The organism is Pseudomonas sp. GW821-FHT03C07 (assembly GCF_059420925.1).
Genome location: NZ_JBWKUQ010000001.1, coordinates 167582 through 189059 on the forward strand (window position 1 = coordinate 167582; position 21478 = coordinate 189059).

Genomic DNA, 21478 nt, shown 5'->3' on the forward strand with positions numbered 1-21478 from the left:
GCAATGAGTTCAGTAAGTCTTGTATTGATCTTGCCGACGTCATCGCCGGCAAGCCGACTCCCACAGAAGACCGGCTCGGCGATATTTTTGTGTTGGAACACCGACCTGTAGGAGCTGGCTTGCCAGCGATGGCGGCCTAACGTGCACCACCATCACCACGCCCCGCAGCAAGACCGTGGCGCGCCAAATCTGTACGGATTCACCCCCTCATCGCCCTGCCAATCCACCCCTCCCTATCTCGATCAGCCATTTCGCCGACCTGCGACATTCTGCCCCAGTGCAAAAAAGTACCGAACAAAGTGTCGTCAAGGATTTGTCAGGACGGCGTTTGAAGGCTGTAATCAATGCCAGATTCTTCCAGGGCACCGGAAGACACAACAACAATAAACTGACCTTCAGCGCCTCAGTGCGTAATGAAGAGGAGTGTTCGATGAAAGCCATTGCCAGCGCACTGCTTGTCACCACCGGCCTCACCCTCAGCGGCGTCAGCCTTGCCGCCCAGACCCTGACCATCGCCACCGTCAACAACAGCGACATGATCCGCATGCAGAAGCTGTCGAAAACCTTCGAAGCCGAGCACCCGGACATCAAACTGAACTGGGTGGTACTGGAAGAAAACGTCCTGCGCCAACGCCTGACCACTGACATTGCCACCCAGGGCGGCCAGTTCGACGTGCTGACCATCGGCATGTACGAAGCTGCACTGTGGGGCGCCAAAGGCTGGCTGGAACCGATGAACAACCTGCCCGCCGCCTACGATATCGACGATGTATTCCCGTCGGTGCGCGACGGCCTTTCCGTCAAGGGCACCCTGTTCGCCCTGCCGTTCTACGCCGAAAGCTCCATGACCTACTACCGCACCGACCTGTTCAAGGACGCCGGTCTGAGCATGCCCGAGCGCCCGACCTGGGAGCAGATCGGCGAATTCGCCAGCAAACTCAACCATCCCGACAAGGAGCAATACGGTATCTGCCTGCGGGGCAAGGCCGGTTGGGGCGAGAACATGGCCCTGATCACCACCGTGGCCAATGCCTACGGCGCGCGCTGGTTCGATGAAAAGTGGCAGCCGGAATTCACCGGCCCCGAGTGGAAGAACGCCCTGAACTTCTACGTCGAGACCATGAAGAAGGCTGGCCCGCCGGGCGCCTCGAGTAACGGCTTCAACGAAAACCTGGCGCTGTTCAACAGCGGCAAGTGTGCCATGTGGGTCGATGCCAGCGTGGCCGGCTCCTTTGTCACCGACAAGACCCAGAGCAAGGTCAGCGACCACGTCGGCTTTACCTACGCACCGCACCAGGTCACCGAGAAAGGCTCGGCCTGGCTCTACTCCTGGGCGCTGGCGATCCCGACCAGTTCCAAGGCCAAGGACGCGGCGAAAGTCTTCAGCAGCTGGGCCACCTCCAAGGAGTATGGAGCCCTGGTCGCCAAGGAAGACGGCATTGCCAATGTACCGCCAGGCACTCGCGCCTCGACCTATAGCGACGCCTACATGAAGGCCGCGCCGTTCGCCAAGATCACCCTGGAATCGCTCAAGGCCGCCAACCCGAAAGACCCGAGCGCCAAGCCCGTGCCTTATGTCGGGATCCAGTTGGTGACCATTCCTGAGTTCCAGGCGGTCGGCACCCAGGTCGGCAAGCAGTTCTCCGCCGCGCTGACCGGCCAGACCACGGTCGACAAGGCCCTGGCCGATGCGCAGACCTTCACCGAACGGGAAATGAAACGCGCGGGTTACCCCAAGTAACCTCGAATCCCTGTAGGAGCCGGCTTGCCGGCGATGGACTCAAGAGCGCCGTGTTTACCTGCTGAACACCCGTCATCGTTAACGACCATCGCGAGCAAGCTCGCTCCTACAGAGGCCAAGTCGTGTCTGCTCCTGTTCCCAATTGGTTCCGATCACCATGAATACCTCCACTGCCAAAGTCCATATGGATATACCCCAGCCGTTGCGCAAAAGCCGTCTGCGCAACCCCGGCTGGTTTCTGGTCTCACCATCGGTCGGCCTGCTACTGCTGTGGATGATCGTGCCCCTGGGCATGACCGTCTACTTTTCGCTGATCCGCTACAACCTGCTCTACCCGGGCGAAAACCAGTTCGTCGGCCTGGAAAACTTCACCTACTTCCTGACCGATTCGGGCTTTCTCCCCGGCGCCACCAACACCCTGTTGCTGGTCGGCAGCGTGTTGCTGATCAGCGTGGTGTTCGGCGTGCTGATCTCGGCGCTGCTGGAAGCCAGTGAGTTCTTCGGTCGTGGCATCGTCCGGGTCCTGTTGATCTCGCCCTTCTTCATCATGCCCACCGTCGGTGCGCTGATCTGGAAAAACCTGATTTTCCACCCGGTCTCGGGGATTCTCGCCGCACTATGGCGAGTGTTCGGAGCACAGCCGGTGGACTGGCTGGCCCACTACCCACTGCTGTCGATCATCATCATTGTCTCCTGGCAGTGGCTGCCCTTCGCCATCCTGATCCTGATGACCGCCATGCAGTCCCTCGACCAGGAACAGAAGGAAGCCGCGCGCCTGGACGGTGCCGGTCCGGTGGCGATCTTCTGGCACCTGACCCTGCCGCACCTGGCCCGGCCGATTGCCGTGGTGGTAATGATCGAGACCATCTTCCTGCTTTCGGTGTTCGCGGAAATCTTCACCACCACCAACGGTGGTCCGGGCTACGCCTCGACCAACCTGGCCTACCTGATCTACAACCAGGCCCTGGTGCAGTTCGATGTCGGCATGGCGTCGGCCGGCGGCTTGATCGCCGTGGTCATCGCCAATATCGCCGCGATCATCCTGGTGCGGATGATCGGCAAAAACCTGACAGACAAGCCTTGAGGCCCGCGCCATGACCCTCACACTCAAACAATCCCGACGCCTGCAAAGCGTCCTGCTCGGCATCCTGGCCTGGGCCATTGCGATCCTGATCTTCTTCCCGATCTTCTGGATGGTGCTGACCAGCTTCAAGACCGAGATCGACGCGTTCGCCACGCCGCCGCAGTTCTTCTTCACCCCGACGCTGGAGAACTACCTGCATATCCAGGAGCGCAGCGATTACTTCCACTTCGCCTGGAACTCAGTGGTGATCTCCTTCAGCGCCACCTTGCTGTGCATGCTGATCGCGGTGCCGGCGGCCTACTCCATGGCGTTCTATGAAACCCAACGGACCAAGCGCACCCTGCTGTGGATGCTCTCCACCAAGATGCTGCCGCCGGTGGGCGTGCTGATGCCGATCTACCTGCTGGCCAAGTCCTTCGGACTGCTCGATACACGCCTGGCGCTGATCGTGATCTACACCCTGATCAACCTGCCGATCGTGGTCTGGATGATTTACACCTACTTCAAGGACATCCCCAAGGACATCCTCGAAGCGGCCCGCCTCGACGGCGCGACCCTGTGGCAGGAAATGGTCCGGGTGCTGCTGCCGATCAGCAAGGGCGGGCTGGCTTCGACTCTGCTGCTGTCACTGATCCTGTGCTGGAACGAGGCTTTCTGGTCGTTGAACCTGACCTCCTCGCATGCCGCGCCGCTGACCGCGCTGATCGCTTCCTACTCCAGCCCCGAGGGTCTGTTCTGGGCCAAGTTGTCGGCCGTCTCGACCCTGGCCTGTGCACCGATCCTGATCTTCGGCTGGATCAGCCAGAAGCAGTTGGTACGCGGCCTGTCCTTCGGCGCCGTGAAATAGATCAGCGATTTTTTGAACACAACAGAACCTGTAGGAGCCGGCTTGCCGGCGATGAGGCCCTCGAGCCTTGCGGCGCCCATCCGGACGCCATCGCCGGCAAGCCGGCTCCCACAGGGTTCTCAGCGAACTTCAAAAGGAGCCTCACCATGGCTAACCTGAAAATCAAGAATCTGCAAAAAGGTTTCGAAGGCCTGTCCATCATCAAGGGCATCGACCTGCAAGTGAACGACCGCGAGTTCGTGGTCTTCGTCGGTCCGTCCGGCTGCGGTAAATCGACCCTGCTGCGACTGATCGCGGGCCTCGAGGAGGTCAGCTCCGGCACCATCGAGCTGGATGGTCGCGATATCACCGAAGTCAGCCCGGCCAAGCGCGACCTGGCCATGGTCTTCCAGACCTACGCCCTGTACCCGCACATGAGCGTACGCAAGAACATGTCCTTTGCCCTCGACCTGGCCGGCGAGGCCAAGACCGAGGTGGAGCGCAAGGTCAATGAAGCCGCGCGGATCCTCGAACTCGGCCCGCTGCTGGAGCGCAAGCCCAAGCAGTTGTCCGGTGGTCAGCGCCAGCGGGTCGCCATCGGCCGCGCCATTGTGCGTAATCCGAAGATCTTCCTGTTCGACGAACCGCTGTCCAACCTCGACGCCGCCCTGCGGGTACAGATGCGCCTGGAACTGGCGCGCCTGCACAAAGAATTGCAGGCCACCATGATCTACGTGACCCACGACCAGGTCGAAGCCATGACCCTGGCCGACAAGGTGGTGGTACTCAACGGCGGGCGCGTCGAGCAGGTGGGCTCGCCTCTGGAGCTCTATCATGCGCCGGCCAACCTGTTCGTTGCCGGCTTTCTCGGCACGCCGAAAATGGGCTTTCTCAAGGGCAAGGTCAGCCGTCTGGACGGCCAGGGCTGTGAAGTTGAACTGGATGCCGGCACCCGTGTCAGCCTGCCGCTGAGCGATGCCGGCCTCCGGGTCGGCAGTCCGGTGACCCTGGGCATTCGCCCGGAACACCTGGAGCTCGCCAAACCCGGCGACTGCACCTTGAAAGTCACCGCTGACGTCGGTGAGCGCCTGGGCAGCGATACCTTCTGCCACGTGCGCACCGCCTCCGGCGAAGCCTTGACCATGCGCATCCGCGGCGATATGGCCAGCCAGTACGGTGAAACCCTCAATCTGCACCTGGATAGCAGCCACTGCCATTTGTTCGATGCCAACGGTCTGGCCGTCGCCCGTCCGCTGCGCGCTGCCGCCTGATTGTCGAGAGCCCTAGCCATGAACCTGAACAAACAGAATCTGCACCGGCTGGCGCCGGAAGTCCGCCTGCCCCTCTACAGCCTGGCCGATATCCGCCAGGGCATCGCCCATATCGGCGTCGGCGGCTTCCACCGCGCCCACCAGGCTTATTACACCGACGCCCTGATGAACACCGGCGAGGGCCTGGACTGGGCCATTTGCGGGGTCGGTCTGCGTAACGAAGACCGTCGCGCCCGGGATGACCTGGCCGGCCAGGACTACCTCTTCACCTTGTTTGAGCTGGGCGACGGCGACGACACTGAGGTCCGGGTGATCGGCGCCATCAGCGATATGCTGCTGGCCGAGGACAACCGCCAGGCGCTGATCGACAAACTCGCCTCGGCAGAGATCCGTATCGTCTCGCTGACCATCACCGAAGGTGGCTATTGCATCGACGACAGCAACGGCGAGTTCATGACGCACCTGCCGCAGATCCAGCACGACCTCAGCCACCCCGAGGCACCGCAAACCGTCTTCGGCTTTCTTTGCGCGGCCCTGGCCAAGCGCCGGGCCGCCGGTATCCCGGCCTTCACCCTGATGTCCTGCGACAACCTGCCCCACAACGGCGCGGTAGCCCGCAAGGCGCTGCTGGCCTTCGCCGCCTTGCGCGACGCCGACCTGCATGACTGGATCGCCGCCCATGTGAGCTTTCCCAATGCCATGGTCGACCGCATCACGCCGATGACCAGCACCGCCCACCGCCTGCAACTGCATGACGAGCACGGCGTCGACGATGCCTGGCCGGTGGTCTGCGAACCCTTTGTGCAATGGGTGCTGGAAGACAAGTTCGTCAACGGTCGCCCGGCCTGGGAAAAGGTCGGTGTGCAGTTCACCGATGACGTCACACCCTATGAGGAGATGAAGATCAAGCTGCTTAACGGCAGCCACCTGGCCCTGACCTACCTGGGGTTCCTCAAGGGTTATCGATTTGTCCACGAGACCATGAACGACCCGTTGTTCGTGAAGTACATGCGTGCCTATATGGATCTGGATGTCACCCCGCAACTGGCGCCGGTGCCGGGGATCGACCTGACCGAGTACAAGAACACTCTGGTACAGCGCTTCTCCAACCAGGCGATTGCCGACCAGTTGGAGCGAGTCTGCTCCGATGGCTCGTCGAAATTTCCCAAGTTCACTATCCCGACCCTCAACCGGCTGATCGCTGACGGTCGCGAGACCGAACGCGCGGCGCTGGTGGTGGCGGCCTGGGCCCTGTACCTCAAGGGCGTCGATGAAAACGGCACGACCTACAGCATTCCGGACCCACGGGCCGAGTTCTGCCAGGCGCTGGTGGCGGATGACACCTTGATCGTGCAACGTCTGTTCGCCGTGGAAGAGATTTTCGGCACTGCGATTCCCCGGTCCGCCGAGTTTATCGCCGCTTTCGAACGCTGCTTCAACAGCTTGCGCGAAGTGGGCGTGAGCAAGACGCTGGAGCGTTTGTTGGCTACAGTTCCGGCCACACACTGATATAACGGTCGATACTTGAATTTGTGGGATATGAACCTGTGGGAGCGGAGCTTGCCCGCGAAGGCGGCCTCAAGGTCGCCAAAAGCTTCGCGGGCAAGCTCCGCTCCCACAATAATGATGTAGTGATCCTGTTCTAACTGCCAGGCACCGCCATGAATCAAAAACTCTATCTGGGCATCGACTGCGGCACCCAAGGCACCAAGGCCATCGTCCTCGACAGCGTCAGCGGTCAAGTGCTGGGCCAGGGCGCGGCGCCGCATACGATGATCAGCGGCGCCAACGGCCGCCGCGAGCAGGACACCGGGCAATGGCTGGAGGCTTTTGTCCAAGCCACCCAGCAAGCACTGGCGGTGGCCGCCGTCGACGGTCAGGCGATCCTTGCTATCGGCGTTTCCGGCCAGCAGCACGGTCTGGTCCTGCTCGATGAGCAGGGCCAGGTTCTGCGCCCGGCCAAGCTCTGGTGCGACACCGAAACCACCCCGCAAAACCAGCGCCTGCTGGAACAGCTGGGCGGCGAACAGGGCTCGCTCGAACGCCTCGGCCTGGTAATCGCTCCCGGCTATACCGTGTCCAAGCTGCTCTGGACCCGGGAACAGCATCCCGAACTGTTCGCCCGGATCGCGCATATCCTGCTGCCTCACGATTACCTCAACTACTGGCTCACCGGCCGTAGTTGCGCGGAATATGGCGATGCCTCGGGCAGCGGCTATTTCGATGTGCGCAAACGCCGCTGGGACCTGTCCCTGCTGCACGAGATCGACCCCAGCGGGCGCCTGCAAGCGGCCTTGCCGGAGCTGATCGAAGCCCACCAGCCGGTGGGCCGGATACTTCCCGAAATCGCCGGACGGCTGGGCATCAACCCGAACGCAATGGTTGCCAGTGGCGGTGGCGACAACATGATGGGTGCCATCGGCACCGGCAATATCCAGGCCGGGGTCATCACCATGAGCCTGGGCTCGTCCGGTACGGTCTATGCCTATGCCGACCAGCCGCTGGTCAGCCCGCATGCCTCGGTCGCGGCCTTCTGCTCTTCCAGCGGTGGCTGGCTGCCGCTGATCTGCACCATGAACCTGACCAACGCCACCGGCGCCGTGCGCGAGTTGTTCAATCTCGGGCTCGACGAGTTCAATACCCGGGTCGAGCAAGCCCCGATCGGCGCCGACGGGGTCAGCATGCTGCCGTTTCTCAACGGTGAACGGGTGCCTGCCCTGCCCCAGGCCAATGGCAGCCTGTCAGGCCTGACCCTGACCAACCTGACCCAGGCCAATCTGTGCCGGGCCGTGGTCGAGGGCACCACCTTCGGCTTGCGTTATGGCCTGGACCTGCTGCGCGAAGCCGGCCTGCGCAGCCACGGCATCCGCTTGACCGGCGGCGGCTCGAAAAGCCCGGTGTGGCGGCAGATGGTCGCCGATATCATGGACACCCCGGTGGTCTGCACCCGCCAGAGCGAAGCCGCGGCCCTCGGTGCGGCGATCCAGGCGGCCTGGTGCGAGTCCGCCGGCGTGCAAGATCTGGCCGGACTGTGCGAACGTTGCGTCAGCCTCGATCTGGCGAGCGAAACCCGGCCGATTGCAGCCAATGTCGCTGCCTACCAACCCATTTACCAACGCTACCGCCAACAGGTAGCGGCCCTTCAAGAGTGAGTTCCCATGTATCTGGTCTGTGGTGAAGCGCTGTTCGATTTTTTCAGTGATGATACGAGCGGGCAAACCGCGAAAGTGAATTTCAAGGCGATTGCCGGTGGTTCGCCGTTCAACGTCGCGGTCGGTCTGCGCCGCCTGGGGGTCGATGCGGCGTTGTTTGCCGGCTTGTCCACCGACTACCTCGGACGCCGCTTGCAACAGGTCCTGCAGGAAGAAGGCGTACGCGCCGATTACCTGCTGGACTTCGACGCGCCCACCACCCTGGCGATGGTCGCCGTGGGCGCCGACGGCTCGCCGCATTACAGTTTCCGGGGCGAAGGCTGTGCCGACCGCCAGTTGCTGCCGGGGCACCTGCCGAAACTCGGCGACGAGGTGCGCGGCCTGCATATCGGCTCATTCTCGTTGGTGGTGCAACCGATTGCCGACACCCTGCTGAGCCTGGTGAGACGGGAAAGCGGTCGGCGGCTGATCACCCTCGACCCCAACGTCAGACTCAACCCGGAGCCGAACATCGAGCTCTGGCGCCAGCGGATCGCGGCCCTGGCCGAACATGCTGATATGATCAAGGTCAGCGACGAGGACCTGGGCCTGCTCTACCCGGATCGCGACCCGCAGGACATCGCCCAGGAATGGCTGGCCAAGCGCTGCCAGCTGGTGTTCCTGACCCGTGGCACCCAGGGCGCCAGTGTCTACAGTCGCCGGCATGGCCACTGGTCGGTGCCGGCCCGCGAAGTCGTCACCGCCGATACCGTCGGTGCCGGCGATACCTTCCAGGCCGCCCTGATCGCCTGGTTGACCGAACAGCAACTGGACTCGGTGCAGGGCTTGGAACACCTGGACAAGCCCCAGATCGACGCGATGCTGACCTTCGCCGTCAGTGCCGCGGCGATTACCTGTAGCCGTAACGGCCCGGACTTGCCGTATCGACATCAGCTGGACTGAGCAGCGCGTTTATCCCTATCAACTGCGGGGCAAGCCACCATCCTCCACCAGGCCCCAATCCTTGGCATCCAACTCCTTCGCCGCGATCGGCGGCGCGGGAGCGGTCTTCTGCACGGTCAGGGCTGCGGTATCCTGGTGCAGCTTCAGGCGCAGGCGCAGGTTGTTCACCGAGTCGGCATTCTTCAGTGCCTCCTCCTCGTCAATCGCCCCCTCCACCACCAGTTCGAACAAGGCCGTATCGAAGGTGCGCATGCCGATGAGCTCGGACTTCTCCATGATGCCCTTGAGCTCGGAGAACTCGTTGCGCTTGATAAAGTCACGCACCGTCGGCGTACCCAGCATCACTTCTACCGCCGCCCGGCGCTTGCCGTCCAGGGTGGCGACCAGGCGTTGTGAAACGAACGCCTTGAGGTTGTTGCCCAGGTCATTGAGCAATTGCGGCCGGCGATCTTCCGGAAAGAAGTTGATGATGCGGTCCAGCGCCTGGTTGGCGTTGTTGGCGTGCAGGGTGGAGATTGCCAGGTGCCCGGTATCGGCGAACGCCAGGGCATGCTCCATGGTTTCACGGTCGCGGATCTCGCCGATCAGGATCACGTCCGGCGCCTGACGCAGGGTGTTTTTCAGCGCTGCGTGGAAGCTGCGGGTGTCGACCCCGACCTCGCGCTGGTTGATGATCGACTTCTTGTGGCGATGGATATACTCCACCGGATCTTCGATGGTGATGATGTGGCCGCTGCTGTGGCGGTTGCGGTAGTCGATCAAGGCCGCCAGGGAAGTCGACTTGCCCGAACCGGTGGCGCCGACGAACAGCACCAGTCCACGTTTTTCCATGATGGTCTCGAGCAGGATCGGCGGCAGCTTGAGGTCTTCGAAACGAGGAATTTCCAGCTTGATATTGCGCGCCACGATGGACACTTCGTTACGCTGCTTGAAGATATTGATCCGGAACCGACCGACACCCGGCAGGGACAAGGCCAGATTCATTTCCAGTTCCCGTTCGAACTGCAGGCGTTGTTCGGCGTCCATGATACCGTCGGCAATGGCCGCCACTTCGCCGAGCTTCAGCGATTCGCCGCCCAACGGCTTGAGCACGCCATTGAATTTGGCGCAGGGCGGCGCCCCGGTGGACAGATACAGGTCCGAACCGTCCTGGGCGGCCAGGGTTTTCAGCAACGCGTGGATATCCATGGCAAAAGTGTCCGCAATACAGTCAAAAAGAGGTTTAGCGATTAAGCTTGTGTCATTTCAATGTGACGAATGTCTACAGCTTGGCGGGATAATAAGCCGCGGCGCAACCCAAAGCTTCATCTTCAAGGCAGGTTTATGAATGGATCTCCAGGCGATACCGCCACCCGACTCGGGACCTGGGACTGGGATATCGACCAGGACCTTTTTCTCGCCGATGCCCACTTCGCCCAATTGCACGGTGTCGACCCGGCGCGGGCCAGCCAGACGCCCATCAGCGTCTACCTGGACAGTGTGCACCCCGAGGACCGCGCCCTGGTGGCCCACGGTATCAAACAATGCCTGGAGCAACACACCGAGCACGCTGAAGAATACCGGGTAGTGCAAGCCGACGGCCAGGTGCGCTGGGTCTTCGCCCGTGGGCGCTGCCACCTCGGGCCCCATGGCCGGGCCCAGCGCTTTGTCGGCGCGGCACTGGATATAACCGAGCACAAGCGCACCGAAGAAGCCCTGCGCAACCTCAACGAGACCCTGGAGGAGCGCGTCGCCCAGCGCACCCGGGCGCTGGCCGAGTCCAACCAGCGCTTGCAGAACGAGATGGTCGAGCGCGAACGCGCCGAAGAGGCGCTGCGCCATGCGCAGAAAATGGAAGCGGTGGGCCAACTCACCGGCGGCATTGCCCATGATTTCAACAATATGCTCACCGGCATTATCGGCAGCCTGGACCTGATGCAACGCTATATCGCCGCCGGTCGTAGCGACGAGATCGGCCGTTTTGCCGACGCCGCGGTGAGCTCGGCGCAACGGGCCGCTGCCCTCACCCACCGGCTGCTGGCGTTTTCCCGCCGGCAATCGCTGGACCGCAAGCGCATCGATCCCAACCAGTTGGTGCAATCGCTGGAAGAATTGTTCAGCCGCACCAAGGGCGCCCATATCAGCCTGAAAGTCGAACTGGGCCAGGATGTCTGGCCGGTCAACACCGACACCGGGCAACTGGAAAGCGCCCTGCTCAATCTGGTGATCAACGCCCGCGACGCCATGCCCGATGGCGGCGAACTACGGATCGAGACCGCCAACAGCTACCTCGACGGCGGCGATATCAGCACCCTGGAGCCGGTCAAGGCCGGCGACTACGTGATGATCGGCGTCAGCGACAATGGGACCGGCATGAGCCCGCTGATCCTGGCCAAGGCCTTCGACCCGTTCTTCACCACCAAGCCCATCGGCCAGGGCACCGGCCTGGGGCTGTCGATGATCTATGGCTTTGCCCAGCAGTCCGGTGGTCACGTCACCCTGGAAAGCGAACCGGGCAAAGGCACCTGCGTCCGCTTGTACCTGCCGCGCTATCACGCGGCGCAAGCCGAGACGCCGCGACCGCCACGGCACCCCGCGGAGTCACCGCTGGCCGAGATCGACGAATCGGTGATGGTGGTGGAGGATGATCCGGCGGTGCGCATGCTGGTGCTCAATGTCCTCGACGAGTTGGGTTATACCGTGCACCCGGCGGCGGATGCGCGGACCGCCTTGCCGCTGCTGGAATCGAGCCTGCGGATCGACCTGCTGGTGACCGATGTCGGCCTGCCGGGGATGAATGGGCGACAATTGGCCGAAGTCGCCCGCCAGCACCGCCCGGGGCTCAAGGTGCTGTTCATGACCGGTTACGCCGAGAAAGCCGCCGAGCGCCAGGGTTTCCTGGAGCCCGGCATGGACCTGATCGCCAAGCCCTTCACCCTCGATGCATTAGCGAACCGGGTGCGCGACATGATCGGGCAAACGTCCTGATCTTCGGGCATAATCCCGCGCCCGCCACATGCCCCAACGCTTCAAGGTAACGAATCGATGAAAGCCCAAGCCCGCCATATCCTGGTCAAGACCGCCGAGGAAGCCGAACAACTCAGGCTACGTATCGTCAAAGGCGAAGCCTTCGATGTGCTGGCCAAAAAGTACTCCACTTGCCCGTCCGGCAAGCGTGGCGGCGACCTGGGGGAAGTCCGGCCCGGGCAGATGGTCGGCGCCATCGACCAGGTGATCTTCAAGAAGCCGCTGCGCACCGTGCACGGGCCGATCAAGAGCAAGTTCGGTTATCACCTGGTGCAGGTTTTCTATCGCGATTGAACCGGAAAACCGCGTCATCGTTCTTCGCGGCGGTGTGGCGTCCCGACAAGCTCCGCTCCCACAATGCCTGCGTTGTCCACCCTATTTGCCGTCAACACAGGTATTGTGGGAGCGGAGCTTGCCCGCGAAGAGGCCCTCAGGGGCACTGTATTTTCCAGATCAATCTCGCGGGATCAGCGCCCCACGCACCTGAATCACCCGACTTGCCAGCGCATGCCCCGCCAACGCCGCCTGTCGTGGATCGCCGCCTGTCAGGCGACTGGCCAGGTACGCGGCACTGAACGAATCCCCCGCCGCTGTGGTGTCCAGCACCATCTCGACCTTCTGCGCCGGAACCTCGAAGGCCTCGCCCGCGCAGCGAATCAGGCAACTCTCGGCGCCGCGCTTGATCACTACTTCCGGCGTGCCGAAGTTCTGGTAGGCGCTGAACACCGCCTCGCTATCGGCATAATCAAACAGCGCCTGCTCGTCTTCCAGAGTCAGCAGCGCCAGGTCGACATAGGGCAATACCGACCGATACGCCTCACGCGCCTGCTCGACATCCGCCCAGAGTCGCGGTCGGTAGTTGTTGTCGAAGACCACCCGGGTATCACCCCGACGGGCCTCTTGCAGCACGGCAATCAGCTTTTCCCGCCCAAGCTCACCGAGCACCGCCAGGGTGATGCCGCTGAAATACAGCACGTCGTATTCCGGTAAAGCCGCCAGCACCGGGGTGGCGGTCGGCGCGGTAAAGCAGTCGCGCACGGCCGCTTCGTTGCGCCAGTAGAGAAAACGCCGCTCACCTTTGGCGTCGGTCTGGATGCAGTACAAACCGGGCAAGCGCCCCGGCAGACGCTGCACCAGGTCCAGGCCGATGCCTTCCGCGCGCCAGATGCGGCACATGCTGTCGCTGAAGCTGTCGTCGCCGAGAGCCGTGACATAGTCCACCGAGGCCCGCCCGCCGAGCTCGCGGGACAGATAGACGGCGGTGTTCAGGGTGTCGCCGCCGAAGCTCTGGTGCAGGCTGCCGTCGGTATGTTGTTGCAGTTCGATCATGCATTCGCCGATCAAGGCGATGCATGGTGGGGGCAGGTTCAGGGTGGTCATTCGGAAAGTCTCGTGGTGTCTGTCAGGACGCTATCGCGAGCAAGCTTGCTCCTACAGGTTCAGGTCGTACACAAGAGTCAGGCACGACCCGGACACTGTAGGAGCAAGCTTGCTCGCGACAGCGGTATCCGATTAGAAACAGGTCTCGAACACTTCGATAACCATCATCTGCTCATCGACAATGCAACCAACCCGCCACTTGTCGAAGGTCAGGCACGGATGCGAAGTGCCAAACGAGACGATATCCCCGACCTTCAGCTCACAGCCCGGCGCCACGGTCATGAACGCATGCTGGTCCATCACCGCTGTCACCTTGCAAGCGCTGACATCCTCGCCCAGCGCCGGCAATACTCCCGGCTGATAACGCAACAACGGCACCGGCAACCCGGCATCGAAGGCCACATCGCGCTTGCCCAGGGCGATCACCGCGAAGCCCGGTTCCGGCATCGATTGCACATGGGCCCAGACTTCCAGCGCCGGGCGCAAACCTTCACTCAGATCACCCCGACGATGCAGCACGCAGCACTGCGCGTCCTTGTAGATGCCATGGTCATGGGCGACATAACTGCCCGGACGCAACACACTGAGAAAACGCCCATCGGCGTCCTGGGCTTCGAACTCCTCGGCGATCAGGTCGTACCAGGCCGACCCCGAGGCGGTGATGATCGGTTTGCCGATATCAAATGCACCATTGTTTTGCAGCTCCACCGCCAGTCGCACCAGGGAGCCGGCAAAGGCACGGATGCCACTCTCGGCCTGATCGCCGTGAATCACCCCTTCATAGCCTTCGATACCGGTCAGGGCCAGCGCCGGCTGGGCCTTGATGGCCCGGGCCAGGTCCAGCACCTCCTGCTCGCTGCGGCAACCGCAACGACCACCGACCACGCCGTACTCGATCATCACATTCAAGCGCAGGCCGCGTTCGGCGAAGAAAGCCCCCAGGGCGGCGACGTTGTCCGGGTGATCGACCATGCAGTGAAACTCGAACTGCGCATCGGCCAGCAAGCCGGCGATCAGCGCCATGTTCGGCGCGCCCACCAGTTGGTTGGCCATCAGCACCCGCCGCACACCGGCCGCGTAGGCGGCACGGGTCTGCACGGCGCTCGCCAGGGTAATGCCCCAGGCTCCGGCGGCCAGTTGCCGAGCGAACAGCGCCGGCACCATGCTGGTCTTGCCATGGGGCGCCAGCTCGGCGCCGCTACGACTGACGAAATCCTGCATCCAGCGAATATTGTGCTCCAGCGCATCGCGGTGGAGCACCAGGGCCGGCAAGCTGACATCGTTCACCAGTTGCGCGCCGACGCTGGCGGCGCCTTTTTCCACGGCGGCGAAGTTCACGGCAGTAGGCATTTCAAACTCCTTATCAGCGGCGCCCCAGGCGGCCGCGCTAGTCGTTGATGCGACGGGCCAGGTTGTTCGCGCTCTCGATCAGCACCCGGCGATAGTCGTTGTAGTGAGTCTTGGCATCCGCCCGCGGGGCGACGATGCACAGGGTAGCGATGCAAATGCCCCGCTCGTCCTTGACGGGCGCGGCGAAACAATGGGTAAAGGTGTCGGCGACGCTATCGAAGGAGAAGAACCCATCGATCCCGGCCTGGCGAATTTCCTTGAGAAAGACTTCCAACGGCAGGCGCTGGCCGTCCGGCAGGATAAAGTCGTCATGGTCGATCAGGTCGATGATTTGCTGGTCGCTCAGGTGCGCCAGCAGCAGGCGCCCGGAGGCGGTCCAGGGAATCGGCGCGTTTTCACCGATGTCCGAGGAAATCCGGAAATGCCGCTCACCTTCCTTCATCAGCGCCACGGTGTATTTGCGCCCGTTGAGCAGGCACATCTGCGCGGTTTCCCGGGTTTGGCTGACAATTTCCTGCAAGGCGTGGTCGGCCTCGCGACTTAGGTCGAAATGCCGCAGGTGCGCCTGGCCGAGAAAATACAGCTGACGGCCCAGATAGACATGACCTTCCTTGCCGACCAACTCGAGGATGCGCCGTTCCAGCAAGGATGCCACCAGCTCGTAGACCGTGGATTTCGGGCTGCCGATGCCGCTGGCGATGTCGTTGGGACGCAGCGGCTGGCCGACTTCCTTGAGGTAATCGAGGATATCGAACGCCCGGTCCAGCCCTTTTGCCCGACGCTTGATGGTGTCTTCGCTCATGTCAGTGCCATCTCATTGGAAAAATTGCCGGGGAGTTTACCCAGATTGATGTTCGCGGGGCTGCCCCTATGTTGTAGGAGCGAGCTTGCTCGCGAGGTCGTCAACGATGACACCGGGCAGCTGATACCCCACGGTGCCTGGGCTACCATCGCGAGCAAGCTCGCTCCTACAGCGGCGCCGGGGCAAGCCCGCTCGCCACAGGTCTTCCGATCACCACACAAACGCCGACCGTCAGGCCTTTTTCTTGTAGGCGATGCAATCGATCTCGACCTTGCAGTCGACCATCATATTCGCCTGGACACAGGCCCGCGCCGGAGCGTGTTCGGCCGTGAAGTACTCGGAAAACACCTTGTTGAAGCTCCAGAAATCTCGTGGGTCCTCCAGCCAGACACCGGCGCGCACTACATCTTCCAGGCCATAACCGGCTTCTTCGAGAATCGCCATCAGGTTCTTCATGGTCTGGTGCGTCTGCTCGACGATGCCGCCGACAATGATTTCGCCATTCAGCGCCGGTACCTGGCCGGACACGTGCAACCAGCCATCGGCTTCGACGGCACGGGCGAAAGGACGCGGCTGACCGCCACCCGCGGTGCTGCCGGTGCCATAACGAGTAATACTCATACTGTTCTCCTTGGATAACACATTAAAAACGGGTGTTTTTCAGAAATTCCGCGAGGCGCGGCGACTGCGGACGCTCGAACAGTTCTTTGGGTGGCCCCTGTTCTTCAATACGCCCCTGGTTCATGAAAACGATCTTGTCCGAGACCTCGAAGGCAAAACGCATCTCGTGGGTGACCAGCAACATGGTCATGCCCTCTTCCGCCAGGCCCTTGATTACCGCCAGCACTTCCCCGACCAGTTCCGGGTCGAGGGCCGAGGTGACTTCGTCGAACAGCATCAGGCTCGGGTTCATCGCAATGGCCCGGGCAATCGCGACCCGTTGCTGCTGGCCGCCGGACAACTGCCCGGGAAAGTGATTGCGCCGTTCCAGCAAGCCGACCCGTTCCAGCCATTTCTCCGCCAGCGCCACGGCCTGGTCCTTGGGCAGCTTCTTGACCTTGAGCAGGCCCAGGGTCACGTTCTGCAAGGCCGTGAGGTGTGGAAACAGGTTGAACTGCTGGAACGCCATGCCGGTCATGGCCCGATGCTGGGCGATGACTTTTTCCGGATGGCGGACGCGCTTGCCGTTGACTTCGCTGTAGCCGATGGATTCGCCGTCCAGGGTGATCTGGCCGCCCTGGAACTCTTCCAGCAGGTTCACGCAGCGCAGCAGCGTGGTCTTGCCCGAGCCGCTGGAGCCGATCAGCGTGACCACGTTGCCGCGCTGCATGTCCAGGTCGACGCCCTTGAGCACTTCGAGCTTGCCGTATTGTTTGTGCAGCCCGCGAATGCTGAGCAGTGCTTGGGAATCAGTCGTCATGGCAAGGCCACCCGCTTTTCAATATGCCGACCGAGCAACTCGATCGAGTAGTTGATGATGAAGAACAAGAAACCGGCGAACAGGTAGAACTCCAGGGTCATGAAGGTCCGGGCAATCACCTGCTGGGTGCTGAGCAGCAGTTCGGCGACACCGATTACCGAGAGCAGGGTCGAGGCCTTGACGATCTCGGTGGACGAATTGACCCAGGTCGGCAGGATCTGCCGCAGCGCCTGGGGCAGCAGCACATAACCGAGGGCCTGGTGGAAGGTCAGGCCGATGGCCTTGCTCGCCTCCATCTGGCCACGGGGGATGGCCTGCATCGCGCCGCGCACGATCTCCGCCACGTGGGAGCCACAGAACAGCGTCAGCCCCAGCGCGCCGGCCTGGAAGGCGCTGATCTGCCAACCCAGGGCCGGGGCCATGTAGAAGCAGGCCAGGACCAGCACAAACACCGGGGTACCGCGGATCAGGTCGACATACAGGCGAAACGGCACGCGCATCCAGAACTTGCCGTAGGTCAGCACCAGGCCGGCGACAATGCCGATCAAGGTGCCACAGACAATCGCCAGGAGCGAAACCGCGACACTGGTCTGGAATCCCTCCCAGAGGGTTTCCCGGGCGATCCACAACTCATGCCACCAACTTTGCGCTTCGTACATGAGTGCCTCCTATCGGCGGATCGCCAGACGCTGCTCGAGGTGACGCAGCATCAGGGCAATGAGGTAACAGGCGACCACATAGAGTGCCGTGGTGACCATCCAGGTTTCGATCACCCGGTAGCTTTCCACGTTGATCTTGCGGGCGTGATAGGTCAGCTCCGGCACGGCGATGGCCGCCGCCAGGGAGGTGTCCTTGAACAGCGAAATGAAGTTGTTGGACAGCGCCGGTAGCACGTTGCGCAACATCACCGGCACGGTGACATAGGCCCGAACCTGCCATTCGCCGAGGCCGATGGCCAGCCCGGCTTCACGCTGGCCCTTGGGAATACTCAGCAGGCCGGCGCGGAATACCTCGGTCAGGTAAGCCCCGGCATACAGCGACAGCGTGACGATAAACGAGGGGATCTTGTCCAGCCGGATGCCCAGGCTCGGCATGGCGAAATAGATCAACAGGATCAACACCAGGATCGGCGTATTACGGATCACCGTCACATACACAGACGCCAGCGCCCGCAATGGGCGATGCTTGCTGAGCAAGGCAAACGCCATCATCAGGCCGATCACACAACCGATGGCGATGGACACCAGGGCCAGTTCCAGGCCCAGGCCCAGTCCCGCCAGCAAGGTGTCGAAATCGCGCCAGACGGCGGCAAAGTTCAACTCATAGTTCATGGTTCGCAGTACCTTCGACGGGGCGCCGAGCGCGGCGCCCTGCCCTTAACGGATCACTTGAATTCGACTGGGAAACCGATTTCCGGGGAAGGAAGGTCTACGCCGAACCATTTCTTGAAGGAGGCTGCGTAGGTGGGGAACTCGACGCCGGTCATGGACTCATGCAAGGCGGTGTTGACGAAGTTCAGCCAGTCCTGGTCGCCGCGCTTGACCGCGCAGGCATAGGTCTGTGGGCTCCAGGCAAAGGCCGGGCTGCGATACATGCCAGGTTTCTGCACCATCAGGTACTTGACCGAAGACTGATCGGTGGCGGCGGCATCGGCGCGGCCGGTGCTCATGGCCTGGTACATCAGGTCAACGCTGTCGTACTGGTCGACCTTGGCCTTGGGCAGTGCCTGGTGCACCAGCTCCTCGGCATAAACATTCTGCAGCACGGCCACGGTAACGCCATCGCCGGCGGCGCGCAGGCTGTCGATTTCCTTGTATTTGCTATTGGCCGGCAACAGCAGTGCGACCCCCTCGCGGTAGTACGGCAGGGTGAAGGCAACCTGCTGGGCACGGCTGGCGGTGACGGTGATGAACTGGCAGCTGATATCGACCTTGTCGGTCAGCAGGTTGGGAATCCGCGCATCGGAAGACTGCACCACGTACTCGACCTTGCTCGGGTCATTGAACAGGCCCTTGGCGATCATCCCGCCGATATCGATATCGAACCCCTGCAACTTGCCGTCCGCGCCCTGGAAGTGCCACGGCGCGTTGGTGCTGCCAGTGCCTACAATCAGGTGACCGCGTTTGAGCACGCTATCGAGCTTGCTGTCGGCGGCTTGCGCAGCGACTGCCGCCGAAGCCGCCAGAAGAAAAACACAGGCTTTAAACAAGGAAAGTCCACGCTGCATGACGTTGCACTCCGATGATGTGTATTCCGCTATAACGGAACTTAGTATGTAACAACGGAATAGACAGCAGAAAGTGTGCCACAGGGTTCAGCGCGCCAGCATCAGGGTTTAAAATTTAATAAAAATCAATTAGATAGATTTTTATGGACCTCGATGTCACGGGCGGTAGTACAGCCGCCGTGCTACGGAAGGCTACGCAGGAGTGGGTGTGAAGGCCCCAAGGCAGTGCGGGGTTGGGTGATTTGGGGGCAGGCTTCGCTGACTCCGTTAGCAAACTAATAAAAGTCCTACACTTAACTCAGGATTAATCCTGCACACGGAAAGTGAAATCGACCGCGCTCGCGCAGATTTCCCCTGACGCCCTCCGCGGCATGTCCAGCGCCATTGCGGTGCCGGATGAAACCTCAAGCCTGCTTCGGAGAAACACCATGAACCTACGTACCTTGCTGGTGACCGGCGCCCTGGCCGTCTCGGCCTTTGCCGGCATAGCCCAGGCCGACAACACCAGCACCTCCCAACCCGTGCCCTATCATTACGGCATGCCCTTGCACATCGCCAAAGTCGTGTCGATGACCGAACAACCGAGCCAGACCTGCAAGGTGGTCACGGCCGATATGAAGTTTATCGATACCGCCGGCAAGCCCGAGGACATCAGCTACCTCAAGCTGTCGGACGCTTGTAACTTCAATAACTGATGCCTATCGGGACGGTATCCTGAAAACACCGCAAAACCTGTAGGAGCCAGCTTGCTGGCGATGACGTCCGGACAGACACCGCAAGGCTCAAGGGCCCCATCGCTGGCAAGCCAGTTCTGGCCGATACGAAAAAGCCCGCACAGGGCGGGCTTTGAAAACTAAGTAGGTGGCCGGCGCTGGTCTCCGGCTTACAAGGTTTATCAGGACTCTCACAGAACAGTTTTGTGCTCTTCTGCTTCACACGGCATAAGGGCTGGATCTCAGCGCGGAGATCTTTCTAACCGTGTACCCTTCGGAACGCGCCCCACGTTTCCTTGCTATCCTCTTGCGCATCAGTCTGCGTCTTCACCTACAGTTTTAGAATAGCAAAAAGTCCGAAGCGCTGGCCGGGCTTTTTAGAACGATTTTATTCAGGGCAAAGAGCGGCCAGTTATGGCGATGCGCAAAACCTCTGCCGCTCGCGGGCGCCCCCGAACCTGCGCAGCACTCCTGCGAAAACTTCATGAGTCGTGCTTTTGTACTGCCGTGATGGAGCTTGAACCGAACCCGCAGCACCTCGACTCCAGATCAGATAACTCGCAAATGCAGCGCTAGACGCTCGTTTGAGCGCAATCCCCCACTGTCAACTCTCCCGCCCATTCAGCCACCGCGGAGCAATTAACAATAAAACCTGTTTAGTAATGAGTATCATTATGTTACAAATTAGCATCCTCTCTAACACGGGTGCATCACCGAATGCTGGTTCCCTTTCTAATCATGCTGCGCGAAGGCATTGAAGCCGCGCTCATCGTTGGCATTATCGCCAGTTACCTCAAGCAGTCTGGCCGGGGTCAGTGGATGCCGGCGGTGTGGATCGGCGTGTTTCTCGCCGCCGCCCTCGCCCTGCTGGTCGGCGGTGGCCTGGAACTGATGAGTGCCGAGTTCCCGCAGAAACAGCAGGAACTCTTCGAAGGCGTGGTCGGACTGATCGCCGTTGGCATCCTCAGCTCGATGGTGTTCTGGATGCGCAAGGTCGCCCGGTCCATCAAGCACGCCCTGCATGAGTCCCTCGACCAGGCGCTCGCCGGTTCCAGGCATCAGGTCTGGGCACTGATTGCCATGGTGTTTTTCGCCGTGGCCCGCGAAGGCCTGGAAACCGTGTTCTTCCTGTTGGCGGTGTTCCAGCAGAGCGAAGGTCCGGGCGCGCCGATCGGCGCCCTGCTCGGCCTGATCCTGGCGATTTTCATCGGTTTCGCCATCTACAGCGGCAGCATGCGCCTGAACCTGGGGTTGTTCTTCCGCTGGACCGGCCTGTTTATCCTGGTGGTCGCCGCCGGTATCCTCGCCAACTCGGTCCAGGCCCTGCATGAAGCCGGCCTGTGGAACCACCTGCAAAGCGTGGTCTTCGACATCAGCGCCACGCTACCGATGGACGGTCCGGCGGGCTCGGTCCTGGCCGGCATGTTCGGTTACCAGGAGGCACCAACGGTCAGCGTCCTCGGCGCTTACCTGTTGTACCTGGCGACCACCCTGGTGCTGTTCTTCCTTCCGTCCGCGGCAGCGGCACCCAAGCACACTTCTTCCGTTCCCAACCAGTAAGGTT

The 21478-nt window shown here is 61.7% G+C and carries 19 protein-coding genes and 1 pseudogene; 11 read left to right on the forward strand and 9 right to left on the reverse strand.

Going from position 1 to position 21478, the window contains the following annotated elements; all coding sequences use genetic code 11:
• The first annotated feature begins 430 nt into the window (after positions 1 to 430).
• From AC07VG_RS00660 to AC07VG_RS00690, 7 genes are all read left to right on the forward strand, one after another.
• Positions 431 to 1741: an ABC transporter substrate-binding protein gene (locus tag AC07VG_RS00660; protein ID WP_495000901.1), complete on the forward strand. Its 1311-nt coding sequence runs from the start codon at positions 431 to 433 to the stop codon at positions 1739 to 1741.
• Positions 1742 to 1898: 157 nt separating this feature from the next.
• Complete coding sequence (locus AC07VG_RS00665) at positions 1899 to 2825, forward strand: carbohydrate ABC transporter permease (protein WP_495020266.1); 927 nt, start codon at positions 1899 to 1901, stop codon at positions 2823 to 2825.
• A 10-nt stretch (positions 2826 to 2835) separates the two neighbouring features.
• The gene (locus AC07VG_RS00670) at positions 2836 to 3672 is read left to right on the forward strand and encodes a carbohydrate ABC transporter permease (RefSeq protein WP_495000903.1); all 837 of its coding nucleotides are present in this window, start codon (positions 2836 to 2838) and stop codon (positions 3670 to 3672) included.
• Between the two features lie 146 nt (positions 3673 to 3818).
• Positions 3819 to 4922 (forward strand): ABC transporter ATP-binding protein, encoded by a 1104-nt coding sequence (locus tag AC07VG_RS00675; protein WP_495000904.1) that lies wholly within the window; start codon positions 3819 to 3821, stop codon positions 4920 to 4922.
• Between the two features lie 18 nt (positions 4923 to 4940).
• Positions 4941 to 6431: a mannitol dehydrogenase family protein gene (locus AC07VG_RS00680; RefSeq protein ID WP_495000905.1), complete on the forward strand. Its 1491-nt coding sequence runs from the start codon at positions 4941 to 4943 to the stop codon at positions 6429 to 6431.
• Between the two features lie 152 nt (positions 6432 to 6583).
• The gene (gene xylB, locus AC07VG_RS00685) at positions 6584 to 8074 is read left to right on the forward strand and encodes a xylulokinase (RefSeq protein ID WP_495000906.1); all 1491 of its coding nucleotides are present in this window, start codon (positions 6584 to 6586) and stop codon (positions 8072 to 8074) included.
• Between the two features lie 6 nt (positions 8075 to 8080).
• Entirely contained in the window at positions 8081 to 9016 is a 936-nt protein-coding gene (locus AC07VG_RS00690) for a carbohydrate kinase family protein (RefSeq protein ID WP_495020267.1), read from the forward strand.
• 18 nt (positions 9017 to 9034) lie between these two features.
• Here the strand turns inward: AC07VG_RS00690 and AC07VG_RS00695 are convergent, their stop codons facing one another.
• Complete coding sequence (locus tag AC07VG_RS00695) at positions 9035 to 10204, reverse strand: PilT/PilU family type 4a pilus ATPase (RefSeq protein ID WP_495000908.1); 1170 nt, start codon at positions 10202 to 10204, stop codon at positions 9035 to 9037.
• 168 nt (positions 10205 to 10372) lie between these two features.
• Here AC07VG_RS00695 and AC07VG_RS00700 point away from each other — a divergent pair.
• Both AC07VG_RS00700 and AC07VG_RS00705 read left to right on the forward strand, forming a co-directional pair.
• Positions 10373 to 11983: pseudogene (locus AC07VG_RS00700) on the forward strand (ATP-binding protein); the annotation flags it as partial.
• Between the two features lie 57 nt (positions 11984 to 12040).
• The gene (locus tag AC07VG_RS00705; protein WP_103499111.1) at positions 12041 to 12316 is read left to right on the forward strand and encodes a peptidylprolyl isomerase; all 276 of its coding nucleotides are present in this window, start codon (positions 12041 to 12043) and stop codon (positions 12314 to 12316) included.
• A gap of 159 nt (positions 12317 to 12475) precedes the next feature.
• Here AC07VG_RS00705 and AC07VG_RS00710 read toward each other — a convergent pair whose 3' ends face one another.
• The 8 genes from AC07VG_RS00710 to AC07VG_RS00745 all read right to left on the reverse strand — a co-directional run bounded on the left by AC07VG_RS00710 (position 12476) and on the right by AC07VG_RS00745 (position 19201).
• A complete protein-coding gene (locus AC07VG_RS00710) occupies positions 12476 to 13402 on the reverse strand; it encodes a sugar kinase (RefSeq protein WP_495020268.1) in 927 nt (308 codons plus the stop codon).
• A gap of 132 nt (positions 13403 to 13534) precedes the next feature.
• Positions 13535 to 14752, reverse strand: a complete 1218-nt coding sequence (locus AC07VG_RS00715) for an amino acid deaminase (RefSeq protein ID WP_495020269.1) — start codon at positions 14750 to 14752, stop codon at positions 13535 to 13537.
• A 37-nt stretch (positions 14753 to 14789) separates the two neighbouring features.
• Positions 14790 to 15554 (reverse strand): IclR family transcriptional regulator, encoded by a 765-nt coding sequence (locus AC07VG_RS00720; RefSeq protein WP_495000911.1) that lies wholly within the window; start codon positions 15552 to 15554, stop codon positions 14790 to 14792.
• A gap of 231 nt (positions 15555 to 15785) precedes the next feature.
• Positions 15786 to 16175: a RidA family protein gene (locus AC07VG_RS00725; RefSeq protein WP_495000912.1), complete on the reverse strand. Its 390-nt coding sequence runs from the start codon at positions 16173 to 16175 to the stop codon at positions 15786 to 15788.
• 22 nt (positions 16176 to 16197) lie between these two features.
• Positions 16198 to 16974: an amino acid ABC transporter ATP-binding protein gene (locus AC07VG_RS00730; RefSeq protein ID WP_100941152.1), complete on the reverse strand. Its 777-nt coding sequence runs from the start codon at positions 16972 to 16974 to the stop codon at positions 16198 to 16200.
• Positions 16971 to 17633, reverse strand: coding sequence for an amino acid ABC transporter permease (locus AC07VG_RS00735; protein ID WP_495000913.1), 663 nt, complete (start codon positions 17631 to 17633; stop codon positions 16971 to 16973). The genes AC07VG_RS00730 and AC07VG_RS00735 overlap by 4 nt, the downstream gene beginning before the upstream one ends.
• Positions 17634 to 17642: 9 nt before the next feature.
• Complete coding sequence (locus tag AC07VG_RS00740) at positions 17643 to 18305, reverse strand: amino acid ABC transporter permease (RefSeq protein WP_495000914.1); 663 nt, start codon at positions 18303 to 18305, stop codon at positions 17643 to 17645.
• Between the two features lie 53 nt (positions 18306 to 18358).
• A complete protein-coding gene (locus AC07VG_RS00745; protein WP_495000915.1) occupies positions 18359 to 19201 on the reverse strand; it encodes a transporter substrate-binding protein in 843 nt (280 codons plus the stop codon).
• A gap of 428 nt (positions 19202 to 19629) precedes the next feature.
• Between AC07VG_RS00745 and AC07VG_RS00750 the strand changes: the two genes are divergently transcribed.
• Together AC07VG_RS00750 and efeU are read left to right on the forward strand one after the other, a co-directional pair.
• Positions 19630 to 19896: a DUF2790 domain-containing protein gene (locus tag AC07VG_RS00750; protein WP_495000916.1), complete on the forward strand. Its 267-nt coding sequence runs from the start codon at positions 19630 to 19632 to the stop codon at positions 19894 to 19896.
• 735 nt (positions 19897 to 20631) lie between these two features.
• Complete coding sequence (gene efeU, locus AC07VG_RS00755) at positions 20632 to 21474, forward strand: iron uptake transporter permease EfeU (protein ID WP_495020270.1); 843 nt, start codon at positions 20632 to 20634, stop codon at positions 21472 to 21474.
• Positions 21475 to 21478: the final 4 nt, after the last annotated feature.